Here is a 22,431-nt window from a genome sequence, read left to right as displayed (position 1 = left end):
TCTAATACGAAAGAACTATTCAACCCAAAGGGCCCGAACGTAATTAATCAATAAAATAACATCTGCTTGACCTAATCAATGAAATTACATGTGTAAATTCATCTTTATGATGAACGGGCCCCTGTCTGCTCATTTTCCCAACGCGCTGTTGCGGATTAATACTCCCGGCATGCCATCAGGAGTGAACATATGCGTCTACTCGCCGTTGTATCAAAATTAACTGGCGTTTCCACAAATGTTGAATCCTCTGAAGTTACGCTCAGTTCGCCTTCTATCGTGAAACTGTCGGTGTCACGTGAGGAGGTGAGCCAACTGACACGCGTTAATCAGGACTTGGTTGTCACACTCCGCTCAGGTGAAACCATCACCATTAAAAACTTCTATGTCGGAAAAGGTGATGCGCAAAACCAGCTTGTTCTGGAAGACAGCAATGGCGCGCTATGGTGGGTTCAGGATACTGACGGGGCATTCCATTTCCAGCATCTGGACGATCTCACTCCGTTGATGACGGCCGAAGGTAGCCATGAAGGCGGCGCCGTCTGGCCGTGGGTTCTTGGCGGGATCGCGGTCGCGGGCGGAATTGGCCTTGCTGTGGGTGGCGGTGGCGGCGGTGGAGGAAGTGATAATAACGCCGGGAACGGTAGTGGTGGGAACGGCAATGGCAATGGCAATGGCAATGGCAATGGCAATGGCAACGGTGAAGGTAACGGCAACGGTGAAGGTAACGGTGGGAACGGTAGTGGCGACGGCGATGGCGGCACACCGCCAACGACAACCCCTAACATGCCTGACGTACCCGTTATTACCAGCGTAATCGATAACCAGGAGCTGATTACTGGTCCTGTTAATCAGCAGGAATCCACCAACGATAATACGCCCACTCTGCAGGGCACCGGTCCCGCAAATGCCACATTGCATATTTTTGATAACGGCGTCGAAATAGGCCAGGTCACTATCGATGCCAACGGCAACTGGTCGTTTACGCCATCATCTCCGCTCGCAGACGGTACCCACCAGTTTACCGTCAGTGCATCAGACGGTACGGGCAGCAGCGGCATGTCGGACAGTTGGGAGATTATTGTCGATACGCTTGCCCCTGACGCCCCTGTGGTCACTCAGGAAATCGATAATGTTGGTTCCATCACCGGACTTATCGCCAATAACGGCATAACCGACGATGCCACGCCAACTCTCACAGGCACAGGCGAGGCAGGTAATTTTATCAGCATTTCTGATAATGGCATTCTGATTGGCATGGTTCAGGTGGATGACGATGGTAACTGGACGTTTACACCGGACACGCCGCTCAGCGACGGCGTTCACAATCTGACGCTGACGCAAACTGACGCCGCGGGTAACGTCAGCGCGGAAACGAGCGTGCCGACATTCACAGTTGATACTACCCCGCCTGCCGCCGCGGTCATTACTTCCGTTAATCCGGAAGGTACAACGGTGACCGGGAGCGCGGAAGCGGGAAGCCTGGTCATTATTATCGACAGCAATAATCAGGTTTTAGGTTCAACCACCGTTGATCAAACCGGTAATTTCTCGATCGCGATTTCTCCCTCACAGACGCACGGTGAAGCCCTGATCGCGAAGATTCAGGACCCGGCAGGCAACGTCGGGCCAGACACGTCCTTCAATGCCACCAACTCTGGCTACCCGGGCGTACCCGTTATCGTCAGCATTATGGATGATGTTGCCCCTTCAACCGGACCATTGAACAATAATCAGGCCACTAACGACCCAACGCCTACGCTCTCGGGTACTGCGGATGCCAACAGCACGGTTAATATTTATAACAACGGGGTGTTTGTTGTAAGCGTGCTTGCCGATACCAGCGGCAACTGGACCTGGACCTCCGCTACGCTCTTGCCTGACGGCCCACACGCCTTCAGCGCCACGGCGACAAACCAGTCAGGGACAGGAGGCATGTCGGCGGCATTTAATATCAGCATTGACACTCTGCCACCGCCAGCGCCGGACGATGTCAGCGTTTCCGCTGATGGTAGCGTCGTCACCGGGACAACTGAGCCGGGCAATACCGTAGTTATTACCGACGGCAATAATGTTCAGATCGGCAGCGGCGTCGCCGGAACGGATGGCGCATTTACCATTACCATTAACCCGCCACTGACCAATGGCGAAACCATTACCGCTATCGCCACCGATCCAGCCGGAAACCCAAGCCCACCGGAAACTGCACTTGCGCCAGACATCACGGCCCCGCAGCCGCCGGCTAACTTGCTGATAAATCCCACTGGCGATCAGGTTACCGGCACCGCAGAACCCAATAGCACGGTACATATTCTGGACCCAGATGGCACAATCATTGGAACGACAACCGCCGGCCCGAACGGAAGTTTCACCGCCACGCTGCTTCCGCCGCAGACCAACGGAGAACATCTTGTCGCCAACGCGACAGATGCGGCTGGCAATACCAGCGACAACAGCGCGATTACCGCACCGGATACCACGGCTCCTGATGCGCCTACTGGCGTTATCGTCGCCGGTGACGGCGGGTCTGTGAGTGGACAAGCTGAAGCGGGAAGCACCGTCACCGTCAAAGACAGCAACGGTAATCAGATTGGCGTAGGCCAGGCTGACAGCGGCGGCAACTTCGCCGTGTCGATTACGCCATCGCAAAAGAACGGCGAAACGGTAAACGTCACCGCAACGGACAGCAGCAATAACGAGAGTCAGCCGACTTCCGCGCTGGCGCCGGATATCACAGCCCCCGGAACGCCCATCATTACCGCCGTGACGGATGACCAGCCCATGTACCAGGGCCCTCTCGATAACGGCGACGTCACTAACGACAGCAAACCTAAACTGGAAGGCACCGCCGAAGCAGGTTCTCAGGTCAAAATTTACGATAACGGCACCCTGCTGACGACCGTTACCGCTGATATCAACGGTAACTGGGACTATACGCCAGCCTCGGCGCTGGGCGAGGGCGCTCACATCTTCACGGTGACCGCCACAGACGCCGCGAATAACGCCAGCAGCGCGGCAAGCTGGAAAATTATTGTCGATACCATTGCACCCACTGCGCCCGCGATCACGCTGGTGAACGACAACGTCGGTACCATAACCGGCGATGTCGCCAACAACGGCGGCATCACCAACGACAACACGCCGACGATTTCAGGCACCGGTGAGCCCGGCTCGTTGGTTAGCCTGTTTGACAATGGCACTTTACTGGACACTATCCTCGTCACCAGTTCCGGGACCTGGAGCTATACGGTGCCCGATGGCGCTCCGCTCACTGACCGGGTGCATAATTTCACGGTATTGGCTTCGGATATGGCAGGTAACGTCACCACCTCGCCAACGGTTGTGGCTATCACGGTTGATACGCAAGCACCTGCCGCGCCAGTCATTCTCAGCATGACGGATAATGTCGGCAGCATCCAAAGCGATCTACCAGCCAACCAGCGTACGGACGATACGCTACCAAAACTGAACGGTACGGGCGCTGCAGGTTCAACCGTCACGCTGTATGACGGCACGACGCCTGTTGGCAGCGTGCTGGTACCGGCGAACGGTAACTGGAGCATCCAGGTGACTCAACCGCTAAGCGAAGGGCCGCACACGCTGACCGCCGTGGCGACAGATGCTGCTGGGAATGCCAGCCAACCTGGAAGCTTTACGTTAACCATCGATACCACGCCACCTGCCGCACCGGTTATCGTCGCCGGGGAGGGACTGATAGGCAGCGCCACTCTCCCCCTGGCAAACGGCGGCAGTACGAAAAGTACCACCCCTGTTCTTTCGGGGACTGGCGAGCCGGGAGCTACCATCACCATTGCAGATAACGGCACAACGTTGGGTAACACCATCGTCCAACCTGATGGTACATGGACATTTACGCCGCCAAATGCGCTTCCTGAAGGACCGCATCAATTCACCGCCACAGCGACTGACGTTGCGGGCAACACCGGGATCCCGTCGGCAAGCTTTACCCTGACGGTAGACAATACGCCTCCCGCACAGCCTGGCGCGCCCATCATTACCGACGATGTGGCTCCAGTTACGGGTGTCGTGACGAATGGCAACACGAATGACACCACGCCAACCTTTAGCGGTACCGGTACGGCAGGTGATGTTATTTCGGTGTATCTCGATGGCAACGCTACGCCGCTGGGTACCACCAAGGTTGGTGCGGACGGCACATGGAGCTTTACGCCGACCACGGCTATTAACCCGGACAGTTATCAGGTCACCATCACCGCAACCGATCCGGCAGGCAACGTCAGCCAGCCGTCGACTGCAGTCACCCTGAACATTGATATTACGCCTCCGGCAACACCTACGATCTCTGCTGCAAATGACAACGCAGGCACTGTTCTGGGAGATATCCCAGCAAACGGCACAACCGATGACAGTACGCCAACCGTGCGCGGAACCGGGGAGAGCGGCTCGATCATTACGCTGTATAACGGCACTACCGTCATAGGCACTACTACCGTAGTAAATGGTTTGTGGAGCATCACACCGACGACGGCGCTGCCCAACGGCACCTACACGCTGACGGCAGTCGCCACCGATGCTGCAGGCAACCCCAGCGGCACCTCAAACAGCATTTCGTTTACGGTGAATTCGACACCGCTTACCGCCCCGCAGGTGACGGATATTGCAGATAACGTCGGCGTGATTACCGGTACACTCGGCAATGGAAGCGTGACGGACGATCTCTCCCCCACCGTCAGCGGAACGGGAACTCCGGGCAGTACGATCCTAATCTATGATAATGGCAATCTCATCCCGCTAAACATCACGGTAGGAGCCGATGGTAAATGGAGCGTGGACGTTCCGCTTTCTGCAAATGTGCAACATACGCTGACCTTTGGCGCACAGGATGCGGCAGGTAATAGCCTCCCGGCGGGCAACCCGGTAATTATAACAACCGATACACAAGCGCCACCTGCCCCCATCGTAACCATCATAGATAATAACGGTACGCTGGTGAACGGGACAGCCGAACCGGGCAGCACCGTCATCATCAGAAATGGCACCACGGTCCTCGGCCAGGCCGTTGCTGACAGCATTACCGGCGCTTACACCGTCACGATTTCACCGGCTCAGACGGCGGGTGAAACATTGAACGCGATCGCTCAGGATCCGGCGGGCAACCAAAGCGGAGAAACATCGTTTACCGCCTCAATCTCGGGCCTTCCACACCCACCGACTCTGCAAATCATCGACGATGTTCCTTCCGGTTTAACTGAAATTGGTAACGGAAAAACGACCAATGACACGCAGCCAACCTTACAAGGCGTGGCAACAGCCGGCGCTGATGTACATATCTACCAAAATGGAATCCTGCTGATCACCGTCCCGGCTGACGCGAGTACCGGTGCCTGGAGCTACACCATCCCCAGCGCGCTGGCGGACGGCACGACCTGGAACTACGCGGTCTCTCAAACGGTGGGCGCTGACACCAGCGGCCTGTCGCCAAACTATGCCATTACCATCGATACCACCGCGCCGCTCGCGCCAGACATCACCGCCGTTACTGATGACGTGGCTCCGGTGACGGGCAATGTCGGCAGTGGACAAAGCACCAACGACACGCGTCCTACGTTGAGTGGTACTGGCGAAATTGGGGCGACCATTACGGTTTATGACGGCGGCGTGTCCATCGGAACCACGACCGTAAACAGCAGCGGAAACTGGAGCTTTACCCCGCAGAATGCCCTGAGCGACGGTACTCACACCTTTACCGTGCGCGCCACCGACGCCGCCGGGAACCAGGGAGTTGCATCTGCCCCCTACCCGATTACGGTTGATACGGGCCTGCCTTCGGCGCCGATCATTGTGTCAGTAACCGATGATGTAGGTGTAACGTCCACGCTCATTTCCGGGCAGGCAACCAACGATAATACGCCAACCCTGGCAGGTACCACCGAAGCCAATAGCGTAGTCACCATCCGCGATAACGGCACGGTGATTGGCACAACCACCAGCGACGGAAGCGGCATCTGGAGTTTTACGCCTTCTCCGGCGCTCGGCGAGGGCAATCACGCGTTGACCGCCACGGTCACGGACGCTGCTGGTAACGTCAGTCCGGCAACAGCGCCATTCTCACTGTTGGTCGACACACTCCCACCAGTAGTGCCAACGATTGAGTCAGTTATCGACGATCAACCGGGAAGCACTCTGCTGACCAACGGCCAACTGACCAATGATGCCCAACCCACGCTGAATGGCATTACCGAACCCAACGCCATTGTCACTATTCGCAGTAATGGTACGATCATCGGCACCGCAAATGCCGATGGCTCCGGTAGCTGGAGCTTCACCCCTACCAGCGCGCTGGCTCAGGGCGAAAATATCTTTACCGTGACGGCGACGGACGCGGCTGGCAACACCAGCGGAGCCTCCGCCTCGTTCAGCGTTCTGGTCGATTCAATTGCCCCATCAGCACCGGTAATTCTGACCGTTCAGGACAATACCGCGCCGACAACCGGGCCTATCTCCAACGGGCAAATCAGCAACGAAAGTCGCCCGGCGCTCAGCGGTACCGGTGAAATTGGCGCGACCATTACCGTGCTAAGCGATGGTCAGCCCATTGGCACCACCATCGTCGGCGCAGGCGGAACCTGGAGTTTTACGCCCTCCGCGGCATTAGGTAACGGCCTGCATACTCTGACCGTCACGGCTACAGATAGCGCTGGCAATACCAGTCTGCCTTCTGGCGGCTTTACCTACACCGTCGATACTTTGGCACCGACAGCACCGGTGATTACTCAGGTTGCAGATGATGTCGGTCCGCTGATCGGTAATCTGAACAACGGTCAGGCCACGAACGATCCACTTCCGACGCTTAGCGGTACGGCGGAAGCCAATTCCACGGTGAGAATTTACGATAACGGATCGTTAATCGGCTTTACTTCCGCGGATGGTACGGGCGCCTGGAGCTTCACACCTGGAACCCAACTTGGCAACGGTAACCACGCGCTGACGGTAACAGCCACCGACGCGGCCGGAAATATCAGCCCAACGTCTGCAGGATTTAACATCGTTGTTGATACCGTCGCCCCGCTTGCGCCAACGATTATCCAGGCTTTTGATGACGTGTTGCCGGGAACCGGAACGCTGTCGAACGGAGCCTTTACCAACGACACCCGCCCCGTACTCAACGGCTCAGCGGAAGCCGGTGCCCGGGTAGCCATCTACGATAATGGCACGCTGCTGGCAACGGTGACTGCGACGATAGACGGCACCTGGGAATATCTGACCACCACACTTGGCAACGGCCAGCATGTGTTTACCGCCATCGCCACCGACGCTGCCGGGAACATGAGTCCTGTCTCAGGCGGGTTTACTATTAATGTCGACACCATTGCGCCATCCGTCCCACTGCTGGTCTCTGTGGTGGATGATATCGCAGGCGGCGTGTTCAATGCGGCGCTCAGCAACGGACAGTTGACCAACGATGCGCGCCCGACGCTGAACGGCACCGCCGAGGCAGGCAGCACCGTCAGCATCTACGACGGAAGCACCCTGCTGGGTACCGCTGTGGTGCAAAGCAATAACAGTTGGTCGTTTACCCCAACCACACCGCTGGCGAATGGATCGCACACCTTCACCGTCACCGCCACCGATGCGGCGGGCAACACCAGCGGCGCGACGCCAGGCTTTAGCGTGGTGGTCGACACCACAGCGCCGACGCAGCCTTCGATCAGCAGCATTATTGATGATATTGGGCCAAATACCGGGCCGATTGGCAGCAATCAGCCAACTAACGACGCGCGCCCAACGTTAAACGGCATCACGGAAGCCAACGCGCGGGTTGATATTTATGATAACGGCAGTTTTGTCGCCAGCGTGACGGCGGATGGTAGCGGCAACTGGAACTACACCCCGGCTACCGCGCTGGCGCAAGGCACCCATTCCTTTACCATCACCGCAACTGACAGTGCGGGTAATACCAGTGGCATATCGTCTGCGGCCGCGATCGTGGTCGATACCGTTGCCCCGGGGATCCCAACCGGGCTGGCGGTAAACGCCAACGGCACCGCGCTCACCGGCGTTGCCGAGCCAAACAGCACGGTCATTATTACCTCCAGCGGCGGAACGGTGCTCGGCACGGCAACCGCCAACGCCTCCGGTAATTTCACCTTCACGCTGAACCCACCGCAAATCAGTGGGCAAACGCTGCTGGTTAGCGCACAAGATGCTGCAGGCAACATCGGCACGGCGGGTAACGTGCTGGCACCGTTTACCGGCGTACCGCCTGCGCCTGTTATTGCCAGCGTGTTCGATGACGTCGGCACGATCACGGGGCCGGTCGCGACGGGCAAAACCACCAATGACACCCTGCCAACCCTTAGCGGAACGGCGCAGGCTAACGCCATCGTCAGCCTGTTCAACAACGGCGTACTAATGGGCACCACGACCGCAGACGGTAACGGGCTGTGGAGCTTTACCCCATCCGGCGCGCTCAGTGAAGGTAACCACGCGTTTACCGCCACTGCAACCAACGCCAACGGCGCAAGTGGCTTGTCCGGTTCGTTCAGCGTGATTGTGGACACCACGCCACCGCTCGCGCCAACAATACTGATCAGCGCCGATGGCGGTACCGTCAGCGGCGTCGCCGAAGCGGGAAGCACGGTCACCATTTCTCTGCCCGGCGGCACCAGCGTGACGGCAATCGCCAACAGCAGCGGGGTCTACAGCGTAAACCTGCCGGTTCGCCAGATTGAAGGACAGTCGCTGTCCGCCACGGCGACCGATGCGGCGGGAAATACTTCATCGCCGACAAGCGCTCTCGCACCGGTATTGCCGCTGCTGGCGGAAGACAATGTCACCAGCCTGCCGCTACAAACCGATGTGACCGTCAGCACCGAGCACCAAAGCGATTATGGTTTCCTGTTGGTCAATGCGCTGGGGAATGTCGCCAACGTACTGGGGAACGATACGGCAAGCGTGAATTTCAGCATCGCTTCTGGCGGCAGCGGATCCATTACAATCAATGCCGCTGCGACCGGCGTGGTGCTGTCACTGCTGAACACGCTTGAAGTCGTTATCCAGCGCTTTGACACCGGGCTGAATGCCTGGGTGACAGTGGTGGATACCGGGAAACCAGACTTCGCCAGCCTGCTCACCCTGGGTGCCTCGGGCGTAACGCTCAATTACAGCGGGCTGACTGGCGGTGATTACCGCGTGGTCAGCTACAACACCAACCTGCTGGCGACCGGGGCATACACCAGCCTTGATGTCTCAGTGGTAAAAGCCAGCGCAGGGACCATCATCGGTGGTACCACGGAATCCGGGAATATCATCACCGATACCGATCCCGCCAACGGGCAGGATAACGCGCCTTCCGGCACGCTGGTCACCGCCATCACCGACGGTAACGGCAACGTTGTGAACATCCCGGCAGGCGGCATTGATGTGCAAGGGAAATACGGTATTCTGCATATCAATCAGAACGGTAGCTACACCTATACCCTGACCAATACGTCAATCTCGGTGTATGGTCGTTCTGAAAGTTTCACCTACACGCTGACGCATGGCAGCGATCACTCCTCGGCAAAACTGGTGGTAACGCTCGGCCAGGCTCCAACCACCAGTACGGTAACCGCGGCAGACGATGTAGCTGCGCTGACTTACGGGACGCAGGTCATCGCAGTTGATCATGGCACATCACAGCAAACCGGGTTCACGCTCGCCAACGTCGGACTGGGTAATGTGCTGGATGTCAGCCTGGTTAACGGTTTAACCAATCCGATCAAATTTAACGTAGATGACGGCGCAACCCGCACGCTAACCGTCAAGGCCAGCGTGCTCGGCGTCACGGTGGGCGGTTTTGATCTCTATGTTTATCGCTTCAACGAGTCTATTCAGCAGTATGAACAGTTCCGCGTGAAACCTAACTGGGTCACGGCGCTGTTAGGTGGTAGCTCAACGGACTACACCATCACCCTGCCGGGCGGTGACTATCTGTTCCTGCTTAACGCCTCCGGCGGTCTGACGCTGCTGACCGGTTACACCCTGGATATTAAGGCGGATCACACCTACGCCGTCGACAGTCTGACAGCGACAACCAATGGAAACCTGCTGGTCAACGATTCGGCTCCGGCCAATACCGTTATTACCGAAGTGAATGGTGTCGCCGTTAGCGGCTCCGGCACTACCACCATTAACGGGCAGTACGGCACGCTGACTATCGATGCGAGAGGGAACTACACCTACACGCTGAGAAGCGGACTGGGCGCAGACGGTATCAACACGCCGGACAGCTTCGTGTATAAGGTCAGAGCGCCAAATGGCGATACCGGCAGCGCATCGCTGAACATTACGGCAACCCCACAGGCGCTGGATGCCGTAAACGACATCAGCAGCCAGATGGCGGTCACCACCCAGGCCGATACATCCAGGTCGTTTACCGACAACAGCGTTGGGAACGCCAGTTGGAGCGCCCAACTCCTTTCACCCACCTCACAAAATGGTACTGGCGTCATTGAAGTCGCGACGGGAACGGCGGTGCAAAACGCCATACTGCATTTTAACGTCGCTTCAGGTCTGACGCTGGGCGGACTGACCGTCACCTGGGCGCTGTATGACAGCAACAACGTCAAGATTGCCGGTAACTCATTCAATGGCGGATTGCTGATTGGCGGCAATATCGATATTGCCCTCAGCGGGGTAGTACTGCACCCCGGCAACTATCGCCTCGACTATACCGGCAGCGTCGGGGCTCTGGGGCTGGGGAATATCACCATCACCCCCAGCGTGAAAGGCACGATAATCGACCTGCAAAACTTCGAGACTTCCACAGCGAACAGCGTCACCGGCAATATTTATGATGGAGACCATATTGCCAGCGTGCATACCTTGCTAACGGTGAATGGCACCGGCGGCAGCGCCGCCACGCTGGATCCGCTGAGCAGCACGACCAGCGCCATCATTAACGGGTTGTACGGCAAACTGACCATTGGCATTGATGGTCATTACACCTATGCCCTCAACAGCGATGTCTCGCTCTCCACCATCGTCACCAAAGAGACATTTACCTACACCCTTAACGACCAGAATGGCCATACCGATACCGCTACGCTGACCATCAATATGAATCCGCAAGTGGTGAGTACCGTCGATGCCGATCGCCTGACTGGCAGCGCCTACGGCGATACGCTGATTTATCACCTGCTCAATGCCAACGACGCTACCGGCGGTAACGGAACAGCGGACACCTGGACCAACTTCTCGCTGGCCCAGGGCGACAAAATCGATATCGGCGACCTGCTGGTGGGCTGGAACGGGCAGAACGCTACGCTCGGCAACTACCTCACCGTGACCACCAGCGGTAACAACACGGTGATTGCTATCGACCGCGACGGTACGGGCAACACTTATCACTCAACCAATCTCATAACGCTGGAGAACGTACACACCACGCTCGATGAGCTGGTGCAACAAAATCACATTGTACCCTGACGTTAACGCAATGCGTTAAAGCGCCATAACTACAGCCCCGGATGCCATGACGTCCGGGGCAATAACAGTCGTCGCTGCCGTATTTTGTAAGGGATAAACTATGAGAAATGTCGCGCCTGTTGCCCTGCTGCTGGCATTAACGCTCTGTACCCTGCGGGTGAATGCCGAAGATGAACCGCAAATTATTACGCCGGAAGGACTGGCTACCAGCCAGATGCTTCCCTCGCTGGACGGCGCGGTTGCCGATCTGCCGCTGAGCACTGCCGCCCCCGGCAGCCTGACGCTCAACGACGCGGTAAGTCGCGCCGTGAGCTGGCATCCTTCCATTCGTGAATCGATCGGCAAACTGCTTTCGCAAAACGAGCAGATAGACGTGGCGAAATCGAAATATTATCCGCAGGTTTCTGCCGGAATGAACAACGGTTACAGCAATACCTACACCGACCACGGCTTTAGCCCGGCGCTGGTTATTTCGGTGTCACAAATGCTGTACGACTTCGGCAAAGTGGCAAGCCAGGTTCGCGCCGAAACCGCCGGAGCTGCGCAACAGCAGGCGAATGTATTACTCAGTATTGATACCATCGCCCACGCAACCGCCAATGCGATAGTCCAGGTGCAGACGTGGCAGCAAATGGTGGATGCCGCCGAAGAGCAGCTCACTGCCTTAAACGGCATTGGTCGACTGACCCGACAACGCAATGATGAAGGGGCAACCTCGCTGTCCGACGTGGTGCAAACCGATGCGCGCATCGAGTCCGCGCGTTCTCAGTTGGCGCAGTATCAGGCCAATCTCGACAGCAGCAAGGCCACTCTGATGAGTTACCTCGGCTGGAACTCGCTTAACGGCATCAGCAACGAATTTCCGGTCAAACTGGACAGCAGCTGCGATGTGGTCAAACCGGAAGATAAACTGGTTCCTGCGGTGCTGGCGGCCTGGGCGCAGGCAAATGTGGCGCAGGCAAACCTCGATTACGCCAACGCGCAGATGACGCCCACTATCTCTCTGGAACCGTCGGTTCAGCACTATCTCAACGACAAATACCCCAGCCATGAGGTGCTCGACAAAACCCAGTACTCCACGTGGGTAAAGGTCGAGATGCCGCTGTATCAGGGGGGCGGACTCACCGCCAGGCGCAACGCCGCCAGTCACGCGGTAGAGTCTGCACAGTACTCCATCCAGCGCACCCGACTCGAAGTACGGCAGAAATTACTGGAGTCCCGCAGCCAGGCGTTGAGCCTCGCCACCGCTCTGCAGATTCTGCGTCGCCAGCAGCGGCTGAGTGAACAAACGCGTGAGCTTTATCAGCAGCAGTATCTGGACCTTGGCTCGCGCCCGCTGCTCGACGTGCTTAACGCCGAGCAGGAGGTATATCAGGCCCGTTTTGCTGAACTCCAGACCCAAAACCAGTTGCGCCAGCTCCAGTTGAACTGCCTCTATAACACGGGCTCTCTTCGCCAGGCGTTCGCCTTAAATAACCGCAGTATTCAATCGGTGGAGATCAAGCTATGAGCGACCTCGATTCACATGCGGAAGATGCGATTGGCGAACACGCCCTGAGCCAGTGGGCACAGGCGATGACGCATATTGCCAATCACTATCGCGTTACCTGTTCGCCCGGCGCAATCCAGGCCAACGCCCCATGGTTTGCGGGAAAAAGTCGGGCCACGGCCCTGTCGCAACTGGCACGTCAGGCGGGACTATCATTTCATGCGCTGGATACCGCCACGCAGGCGTTCGGTCAGTGGCGTCTGCCGGTAGTCGCGGAGCTACGCGACGGCCAACTGATGGTGATAGAACATTTCAACGGTGAAGATACGTTAGATGTTTTTATCATCGCCGAAGAAGGCCAGCGTAACCGGTTAACGATTGCAGAACTTCTGCCGGAGATCGTGAGCATTACCGCGCTGCGCCCGCTGTCGGCGCTGAAGGACAGTCGGGTCGACCGCTATATTTCGCGCTTCAAGCCCGACTGGATGCGCGAACTGGTGTTAAAGGACATCCGCCCTTACCTGCCGGTCATGATTGCCGCCTTTTTGATTAACGTTCTGTCGCTCGCCGGGATTATCTTCTCCATGCAGGTCTATGACCGGGTGATCCCTGCCCAGTCTTATCCAACGCTGTATGTTCTCTCCACCGGCGTTCTGGTCGCGGTGCTGTTTGGCTTTTTGCTGCGCGAAGCGCGTACCCACATAATGGACCTGCTCGGCAAACGCGCCGATATGCGCATTTCCGATCGCGTGTTCAGCCACGCGCTGAGGCTGCGCAACAGCGCCGTTCCCCGTTCGACGGGGAGCTTCATTTCTCAACTGCGCGAGCTGGAACAGGTTCGCGAGATGATCACCTCTTCGACCATGTCGACCATTGTCGATCTGCCGTTTTTCTTTTTGTTTATCGTGGTGCTGGCCTTTATCGCCCCGCCGCTGGCATGGATAGCTCCCGTCGCAGCCCTGCTGATGATCCTGCCCGGTTTGCTATTACAGAAGAAGCTGGCGGTGCTCGCCAACCAGGCTGCCCATGAATCCACCCTGCGCAACGCAGTGTTGGTCGAAAGCGTTCAGGGGCTGGAAGACATCAAGCTGATGCAGGCGGAAAACCGCTTTTTACAGCAGTGGAACAGCTACATCCGCATTACCGGAGAGTCCGGGCTGCGCACGCGCAGGCTGACTCAGGGGCTGATTGGTTGGGGTATGTCGGTACAAAGCCTGGTCTACGCCGCCATCATTATGTTCGGCGCGCCGATGGTCATTGAAGGCACCATGACCACCGGGGCTGTGGTGGCCGCTTCGATGCTCGGTTCCAGAATGATTGCCCCGATGGCTAATCTGTGCGGCGTGCTGGCGCGCTGGCAACAGGTCAAGGCCGCGAAGATGGGGTTAGACAGCATCATGCAGCTTCCCACCGAAACGCAGTACGATGAAGACCGGGTGCATCAGGAGATTTTTCACGGTCATTATCTGTTTGAAAACGCGCACTTTCGCTACCACAGCGACGATCAGCGCGTTCCACTGCGCATCTCGCGTCTGGAGGTCATGCCCGGCGAACGGGTGGCGATCCTCGGGCGTAACGGTGCCGGAAAATCAACCCTGCTACAGGCCATGGCGGGCGGAGTGGAGATTATCCAGGGCGATGTCCGACTCGACAACCTCAGTCTGGCGCAGATCGATATGGCTGATTTACGCCGCAACATCGGCTTTCTTAGCCAGAACGCACGGCTGTTTTTCGGCACCCTGCGCGAGAATCTGACCCTCGGCGCACCGCACGCCAGCGACGCGCAGATCTTCGAAGCACTGGAGGTCAGCGGCGCGGCGGCTTTCGTTAAACAACTCGCCAAAGGGCTGGCACATCCCATTATGGAGGGCGGCAACGGTTTGTCCGGTGGACAACGGCAGTCGATCCTGCTGGCAAGAATGCTGCTGCGATCGCCCAATATCGTGCTGCTCGATGAACCCAGCGCCTCGCTGGATGAACATACCGAGCGGGAGTTTATTCAGCGCCTGAACCAGTGGCTGGGCAACCGCACACTGATTGTCGCCACCCATCGCGTACCGGTCCTGGAACTGGTCGAGCGCGTGGTGGTGTTAAAAGAAGGCCAACTGGTCATGGATGCCCCGAAAGCGCAGGCGTTGAATGCGAGCCGGGCACCCGCCCCAACTCACGGTCGGGAGTGGAAAAATGAAAACCAATCCGCATGACGCCGCCATGGATGACCTTGATATCCGTCGCGAGCACCGTTTTTCCGGGGCCAGCCGCATTATTCTGCTCAGCACGCTGCTGTTTGCCGTCCTGGGTATCTGGGCATATTTCGGCAAGCTGGATGAAGTCTCAACCGGCAGCGGGAAAGTAATACCCAGCTCGCGAGAGCAGATCTTGCAGTCGCTGGATGGCGGCATTCTCGCCGAGCTTACGGTTCGCGAGGGCGATAAAGTGCAGGCCAATCAAATTGTGGCGCGCCTCGACCCCACCCGCTCTGAGTCCAACGTTGGGGAGAGCGCCGCCCGTTATCGCGCCTCACTGGCTTCCAGCGCAAGGCTTAATGCCGAAGTTAACGATCTGCCGCTGGTCTTTCCCGATTCGCTGCGCGCCTGGCCGGATCTCATCGCCTCCGAAACTCGCCTGTATAAAAGCCGCCGCGCGCAGCTTGCGGATTCAATGGCGGAACTGCAGGATGCGCTGGTCTCGGTCAATAAAGAGCTGGCCATCACCCAACGGCTGGAGAAAAGCGGCGCGGCCAGCCACGTAGAAGTGCTGCGCCTGCAACGACAAAAAAGCGATCTGGGATTAAAAATCACCGACCTGCGCTCGCAATATTTCGTGCAGGCGCGGGAAGCGCTGTCAAAAGCTAACGCCGAAGTGGACATGCTGGCGGCTATTTTGAAAGGACGCGAGGATTCCGTCACCCGTCTGACCGTTCGCGCGCCGATGCGCGGTATCGTGAAAAACATCCAGGTCACCACCATTGGCGGCGTAATCCCGCCTAATGGCGAGATGATGGAGATTGTGCCGCTTGACGACCATCTGCTGATAGAAACCCGCCTGTCGCCGCGCGATATCGCGTTCATCCACCCCGGTCAGCGGGCGCTGGTAAAGATAACCGCCTATGACTACGCCATTTACGGCGGTCTGGAAGGGGTAGTCGAAACCATCTCCCCGGACACCATTCAGGACAAAGTGAAACCGGAAATCTTCTACTACCGCGTGTTTATCCGCACCCATCAGGACTTCTTGCAGAACAAACTGGGACGCCATTTCTCCATCGTACCAGGCATGATTGCCACAGTGGATATAAAAACAGGTGAAAAAACCATCGTCGACTATTTAATCAAACCGTTTAATCGCGCAAAAGAAGCGCTGCGCGAACGATAAATCCTTGAGGATTAGGGGTTGCGGGGGCTGGTCACGCGTGTCACAAGTCTGTTATACTTGCTCTAACACATTGGGGCTGATTCTGGATTCGACGGGATTCGCGAAACCCAAGGTGCATGCCGAGGGGCGGTTGGCCTCGTAAAAAGCCGCAAAAAAATAGTCGCAAACGACGAAAACTACGCTTTAGCAGCTTAATAACCTGCTCTTAGCCCTCTCTCCCTAGCTTCCGCTCTTAAGACGGGGATCAAAGAGAGGTCAAACCCAAAAGAGATCGCGTGGAGGCCCTGCCTGGGGTTGAAGCGTTAAAACTAATCAGGCTAGTCTGGTAGTGGCGTGTCTGTCCGCAGGTGCCAGGCGAATGTAAAGACTGACTAAGCATGTAGTACCGAGGATGTAGGAATTTCGGACGCGGGTTCAACTCCCGCCAGCTCCACCAAATAAAACAAGGGGTTACGTGAAAACGTGGCCCCTTTTTCTTTGGTAATGGCGGCAAAATGGCGGCAGAGTGTCGGACTGGCGGCAACAAAAACCCGCCATTAAAGCGGGTTCTGTTCAGAAACTCATGTGGCCTTGACCACCTTTTCCAGGATGTGGCGGCGCAGAAGAAATTAGATTCGGTTTTATAATGTGCCGTACAAACGTTTCATGAGTAACGAACGTACAGCCACGATTTATATTTTGGCACTGGTTGTAACGTTCTTTTGTCGTAGCTGATACCTGAAAGCTGCTTCTGGTATGTGCTGCATGACCGCACTCTGGACAGTTCATCATTACTGTTATCCAACCACTCTTGCCGTAGTCGCAATAATGATACAGAATTATTCAATATTGAGAACCAATTATTCATTTTCAAGATCACCAATCTTTACTACAAGCTTCATGCTGGTCGTAAATCCATTATCCGGGCTGACAGAATGCTTCAGGGTGGTAGATGCTAACTGCGTTGATACTTAGCGAGAAACAGATGCGACGATTCCAGCTAGATTGGATCTGAAAGCATAATGGTATCTTGATTAGCCTCAGGCTAGAATGGCCTCAAAGGTATCCGCCTATTTTTTGATTAGGCGTTTTAGGCTACATTACTCTAAACATAGGTTAATTTTCATGAGTGTTGCTCAAGAACACAATAGTAATGCGGACGGTCTCAGAGGCATCGCCTGTCTTGCTGTGTTTTTCTCACATCTTGCATATACTTTCTACCCATATATGCATGCAGCAGAGTCCGTGAGGTATTCTTTTGAGAGTTATATAATGAACTCTCCTTTCTCTTTTTTTTACTCTGGCTCTGCGGGGGTCTACGTATTCTTTGTATTAAGTGGTTTTGTTTTATCTTCAAGTTTCTCTAAGCGATTTGATTCAATTCTTTTCTTTGCATTCCTTTTAAAAAGATATATAAGATTAATGGTGCCAGTATTTTTCTCTTGTTTGATTGGATGGGCTGTATACTCACACATAGATATTAATAGGACTGGCATTTCCGAATGGGCCTCAAATCTAGGAACCTTTGATTACAGCTTACGTGGTGCCATATTCACAGGACTAATAGGTGCTTTTGGTGGGGATGGCGTTAAGACCTATAACTGGGTATTATGGACCATGAAAATTGAACTCATCGGATCATATATTCTGGCTTTACTATTTATATCCAAGAAAACAAACTCCGCATTTTTCCCAGCGGTTGCATTTCTTATATTCCTATCATTAGGCTATTACAATGGTGGCGACGCACTATATTATGGATTGGCTTGTTTTATGTCTGGTTCCGTAATATACAAGACGAATATTAAACTATCAAAAAAATCATCAGTCGCAATCCTAATTCTTGGATTATACTTTGCTGGATATAAAGTACAATCGTATTCCTATTCAAGTATTTTCTCCGATATTAATAATTACTTAACTGAGTACACCCTATTTTTATTCTCTGGCATTCTTATTGTTTTATTTGCATTAAAGAGCAATGGGATTAACAATATACTATCTACAAAATCAGCAATATTTTTAGGCAAGATATCTTTCTCATTATATTTATTACAAATGGTTTTAATTTACGCAGTAGCAATACCATCATTTAACTACTTGTCATTGCGCATTGATGAATTAGCAGCAAGCCTCATATCAATAATAATTTGCGTAGCTATAAGCTTACCAGTGTCCTGGGGTTTCTATCTTCTTTTCGATAAACCAGCTGTATTACTGTCGGGAAGAATTAGTAAAGTGCTTTTACAGTTCAAAACAGCATAATCTTTTAGGGGGGATATCCCCCCTAATACGTATTGAAAATACTCAAACAGGCACTTTGGGCAAATCAATATTGGGGGCTAGTGATGTATCAACACGCGTCAACAAGACACGGTATTTCTTCCATTCAGTTAACCTCTTTCGTCGCTATCCCTGCATCAACGGCATCCTGTCGCCAGCTAATTTCAGCATCGGCTATCGAACGAAGTTTCGCTTTCTTCTGCTCCATAATGGCAAATAATTACTCTGTTGAAAGAGGCAGAATATCCAACCGGGCGCTGATAGCCGCTTAACATGAACTGTCCAACCTTATGGGTCAGTCCAAAGCTGAGGGCTTTTTTGTGTCTGTATTGCCAGTAGCACTGGTCAAATCCAGAGAAATGGGTACACGTATAGTTTCACGTGTGAACGTGTGATTAAAATTCAACCTCACTTCTGATAAGCAAATTGCAGCGCCAAATAAATATCAGGCAGCATCATGATGCAGGCCCATGCTAAATAATGATGATAACTCGTTATTTAACCCAATATTAAATGTGGTTTTCCCCCCAAGACAAAGTAACCGTATTAATTGCTCACACTGCAAAAGTGGAAAAAATAGCGTTATCCGCACTTACAGTTTTTTCCTAAAGCCAGCGCTTCGTTTGTATGCCATGCTTAACCACGCTAATAACTTATAACGCTAAGCGAGGATATTATGAAAAAGACAATTATCGCATTATCTGCAATTCTGCTGGCTTCTCCCGTTATTGCCGCCACGACACACGCAACTGATAATGATGTAGCTGCCGCACACGAAAACGCCAATACCGCAAAAGAAAAACTGCATCAGGTGCAGAATCAGGGCGAAGAGCAAAAATTAAAAGCCAAACATGCTGCTGAAGGCAAACAAGATGACCTGAGCAGCAAAGTAAGTGAAGGTTCACAAAAAGCCTGGAATACAACCAAAGAAGGTACTGAAAAAGGCTGGAATGCAACGAAAGAGGGTACCGAGAAAGGCTGGAATAAGACCAAAGAAGGTGCTGCCTCCGTTGAGAAAAAAGTCAGCGAGTAATCTTCTAAACATTGAATAATAAAAAACCGCGAAAGCGGTTTTTTATTATCAGCTATTCTTATAATAAATGCAGAAACGCATTAAAGGGTACTGGTTTACTGAACAGGTATCCTTGACCAAAGTTAACGTCCATCCGTCGCAGCCTCTCCATCTGCTCTTCACTTTCTATCCCTTCCGCTACCAATGGGATCCTGACCAGTTCAGAGAGGTGAACAATGTTGCTGATAATGCTATCACTCACGCCACCTTTACCCAATGAATCGATAAACATCTTATCAACTTTCAAAAATCGCGGCGAAATACGTTGCAGCGCAGCATAGTTAGAATACCCGGTCCCAAAGTCATCCAGGGCTAGCGCCGCTCCCGCCTCCTTCAAGCGCTTCAGCACGCTTTCACGAATCAGATTCTGCTGTCGCTCGGTGATTTCCAGCATCACGCCAATATGAAACAAGTTCATCCGCCGAATAAAGGCGATAGTGGCATCGGTAAATTCATTATCTTCCAGTGACAGTGGAGGTATGTTAATACCGATGTGAAAGGATATATCGCAATGATCCCTGAGGCACCGCATATCAGTCTCTACCTGCGTCAAAAGTTTCAGCGTCAGCGCATTGATCAAGCCGCTATGTTCAGCCGTGTGGATAAATTCGTTAGGGGGAATAATTCCCTGCTCAGGGTGATCCCAGCGAGCGAGAACTTCAGCCCCGACGATTTTTCCGGAAGCGAGTTCGACGACGGGCTGATAAAATGGAACAAATTCATCATTATGAATCGCACGCTGCAGTATTTTTATCGGTGAAATCCGCTGCACCCGGCGTAAGTGGAAATATAACAGCAACGACAGTAGAACAAATAAAATAAGAAGATAATGGTTATCTCGCACATAATCTGCAATGCCATCCTGTGAATCCGTCACAATCCAGAAAGGATAGTTTTGTGAGGCCATCTGCACGAAAGGATGTTTTGCTGGATACAATAAAAAATGCACATCAATTTTTGCTTTACGGGCAAAATCCATGAGAATTTTATCGATCGCCGCTTTATATACCGCAACCGCCACCACCTGCCCCTGAAACGGAAAATAGAGGATATACATCTCCGTCTTCAGCCGATAAATCTGTTCAATCATCAGTGAGTGTGTGGTCGTTCCTCTGGAAACAATCCCCGGCGATTCTCTGCCTTCGAGAGAAGAACAGTTCCACTCACCATTCCTGATAATACTGACTGAACGAATCTTCTCGCCAGATGCCGTAAGAAGACGCAATTTTCGTAGCAGATCGTCGGTGCAATTTTCCTGGATATTTGCGCTGGCCAACACAGCCAGCGTATTTACGTCGTCAAATATCGTGTCGATTTCTTCGATCAGGCTATTTATCGCGTGTTCCCTGACAAGTTGTCCCTCTCTATCCCATTGCTGCCATGACGTCAGCACACCGGCCAGAAGAAAAAGCAACACCAGCATGATGGGTGTGATTTTCTTGGTTACAGACATGATTAACTCGTGTTGTTGAACAAAGCGCCCTGAAGGACGCTTTTTAGATGTTATTTCAGGAGGAAATAACCAGACTGACATATGCCAGTCTGGCTGAACTTGCCCGGCAGAATCAGCTTAGAAGTTCCATTTCACACCGACCATCGCAGCGCTGTCGTTATAGCCTTTGTCGCCAGCCTGGACCCCGATGTTGCCCCACAGATTAAGACGCGGACTCACCTGTCCTTCCACACCCACTTTTACCTCGGCGATATTTTTCGCCCCGTCCTGACGAACATTCACGCCGTCCATGGTCGTACTGAAATCACGTGAATTGTGCAGCCAGTTCAGTTCGGCAAACGGCTGGAATTCACGCTCTTTACCGTTATCCATCTGATGATGGCTCTTAATCCAGGTTTTCAGGCCCAGCCGGGTCTGTACATTGCCGTTACCGTTGCTGGTGATACGGGTGCCGTTGCTTTCCTGATGATCGTCCGCCTTCACGCCCATCCAGACCGCCTGCGCCTGAGGCTGGATGTACCATTCATTCAGCGTGCCATGACTGCCGGCAAATTCGCCCATTTTCTGGGCATATCCCATTTCCAGCGAGGCGGTCACCCCTTTCGATTTATATGACTCGCCCTGCAGGTCATCGCCTTTAACATTGTTATCAAACCAGCTGTACTGAGCCCAGCTGTCCAGCCAGGCGCCGTTATGCGACGCATCATTGGCATACCATGTGGCATACACGCCGGTACTGTAGCCATTGACTGAACCCCGGGAACGATAACCCGTGCGTGATGACCGGGTGTTACTGTGGTCGTTCCCGTAGCCCGCCATCATGCCCAGGTGCCAGCGGTCAAGTCCGTTCTGGCTCCATTGCGCAATGTCACCTCCCAGCTGCAATACATAACGGTTGCTCTGGGTTTTCAGCTGGCCGCTGCCGTCACGCCAGTTGTTGTGCCCGCCAACGTGGCGCATCCACATACTGGTGACTTTCTGCTCGCCGGTCAGGGCATCGGTATACTGCGTTTCGCCCAGGCGATCGTACAAACGGGTGACGAACATGTTGTTGGCTGCCGCCAGGTTAGCCGTGTAGCTGCCGCCTTCCGGGCGCAGATCTTTATCGGGATCCGGATTTGGTTCGGGATCCGGATTGGTTTTGCCGCTGGTCAGATACCAGTTGCCACTGTTCTCATCCTGACCGCGCCCAAGGCTGTAGTCATATGCCCCTGCCACAATACGGCCAGCCTGGGTGAACTCACCGTCCGATGCGCCATCAACATGAATAACTTCGATCCCATCAATCGTGGCGGCCCCTTTCCCACCGGCGTTGGTGACGCTGACGGAGGT

At 54.3% G+C, this 22,431-nt stretch carries 9 protein-coding genes, 1 other RNA gene and 2 pseudogenes; 7 read left to right on the top strand and 5 right to left on the bottom strand.

The annotated features are described in order from the left end of the window. Positions 1–189: 189 nt before the first annotated feature. The 5 genes from OGV77_RS17110 (at position 190) to ssrA (ending at position 16,748) form a co-directional block, all read left to right on the top strand. Positions 190–11,448 (top strand): BapA/Bap/LapF family large adhesin, encoded by an 11,259-nt coding sequence (locus tag OGV77_RS17110; RefSeq protein WP_087050831.1) that lies wholly within the window; start codon positions 190–192, stop codon positions 11,446–11,448. 100 nt (positions 11,449–11,548) lie between these two features. Further along, positions 11,549–12,958: a TolC family outer membrane protein gene (locus OGV77_RS17105; RefSeq protein WP_043017242.1), complete on the top strand. Its 1,410-nt coding sequence runs from the start codon at positions 11,549–11,551 to the stop codon at positions 12,956–12,958. Next, complete coding sequence (locus tag OGV77_RS17100; RefSeq protein WP_043017243.1) at positions 12,955–15,141, top strand: type I secretion system permease/ATPase; 2,187 nt, start codon at positions 12,955–12,957, stop codon at positions 15,139–15,141. The genes OGV77_RS17105 and OGV77_RS17100 overlap by 4 nt, the downstream gene beginning before the upstream one ends. Positions 15,142–15,148: 7 nt before the next feature. Further along, positions 15,149–16,312 (top strand): beta-barrel domain-containing protein, encoded by a 1,164-nt coding sequence (locus OGV77_RS17095; RefSeq protein ID WP_087050841.1) that lies wholly within the window; start codon positions 15,149–15,151, stop codon positions 16,310–16,312. Between the two features lie 72 nt (positions 16,313–16,384). Then, positions 16,385–16,748, top strand: a transfer-messenger RNA (tmRNA) gene (gene ssrA / locus OGV77_RS17090). 116 nt (positions 16,749–16,864) lie between these two features. Here ssrA and OGV77_RS17085 read toward each other — a convergent pair. Both OGV77_RS17085 and OGV77_RS17080 read right to left on the bottom strand, forming a co-directional pair. After that, complete coding sequence (locus OGV77_RS17085; RefSeq protein WP_072033358.1) at positions 16,865–17,083, bottom strand: ogr/Delta-like zinc finger family protein; 219 nt, start codon at positions 17,081–17,083, stop codon at positions 16,865–16,867. 68 nt (positions 17,084–17,151) lie between these two features. After that, positions 17,152–17,241: pseudogene (locus tag OGV77_RS17080) on the bottom strand (hypothetical protein); the annotation flags it as partial. Between the two features lie 175 nt (positions 17,242–17,416). Here OGV77_RS17080 and OGV77_RS17075 point away from each other — a divergent pair. After that, positions 17,417–18,556: an acyltransferase family protein gene (locus OGV77_RS17075; RefSeq protein WP_170928012.1), complete on the top strand. Its 1,140-nt coding sequence runs from the start codon at positions 17,417–17,419 to the stop codon at positions 18,554–18,556. 42 nt (positions 18,557–18,598) lie between these two features. Here the strand turns inward: OGV77_RS17075 and OGV77_RS17070 are convergent. After that, positions 18,599–18,794, bottom strand: a pseudogene (locus OGV77_RS17070) (tail fiber assembly protein); the annotation flags it as partial. A gap of 456 nt (positions 18,795–19,250) precedes the next feature. On the opposite strand from OGV77_RS17070, the gene OGV77_RS17065 reads away from it, so the two are divergent. Next, positions 19,251–19,607 (top strand): KPN_00521 family repetitive protein, encoded by a 357-nt coding sequence (locus tag OGV77_RS17065; RefSeq protein ID WP_213733806.1) that lies wholly within the window; start codon positions 19,251–19,253, stop codon positions 19,605–19,607. Positions 19,608–19,665: 58 nt separating this feature from the next. On the opposite strand, the gene OGV77_RS17060 is transcribed toward OGV77_RS17065, so the two are convergent. Both OGV77_RS17060 and OGV77_RS17055 read right to left on the bottom strand, forming a co-directional pair. Next, positions 19,666–21,099, bottom strand: a complete 1,434-nt coding sequence (locus tag OGV77_RS17060) for an EAL domain-containing protein (RefSeq protein WP_170928013.1) — start codon at positions 21,097–21,099, stop codon at positions 19,666–19,668. A gap of 117 nt (positions 21,100–21,216) precedes the next feature. Beyond that, a partial coding sequence (locus OGV77_RS17055; RefSeq protein WP_286502807.1) for an autotransporter outer membrane beta-barrel domain-containing protein occupies positions 21,217–22,431 on the bottom strand: 1,215 nt, incomplete at its 5' end.

The sequence above is a fragment of the Citrobacter sp. Ce129 genome, from assembly GCF_030334545.1.
In the GTDB taxonomy this organism is placed as follows: Bacteria; Pseudomonadota; Gammaproteobacteria; order Enterobacterales; family Enterobacteriaceae; genus Citrobacter; species Citrobacter europaeus.
Note: the sequence above shows the minus strand (reverse complement) of the source record. Positions and strands in the feature narration are given on the sequence as shown.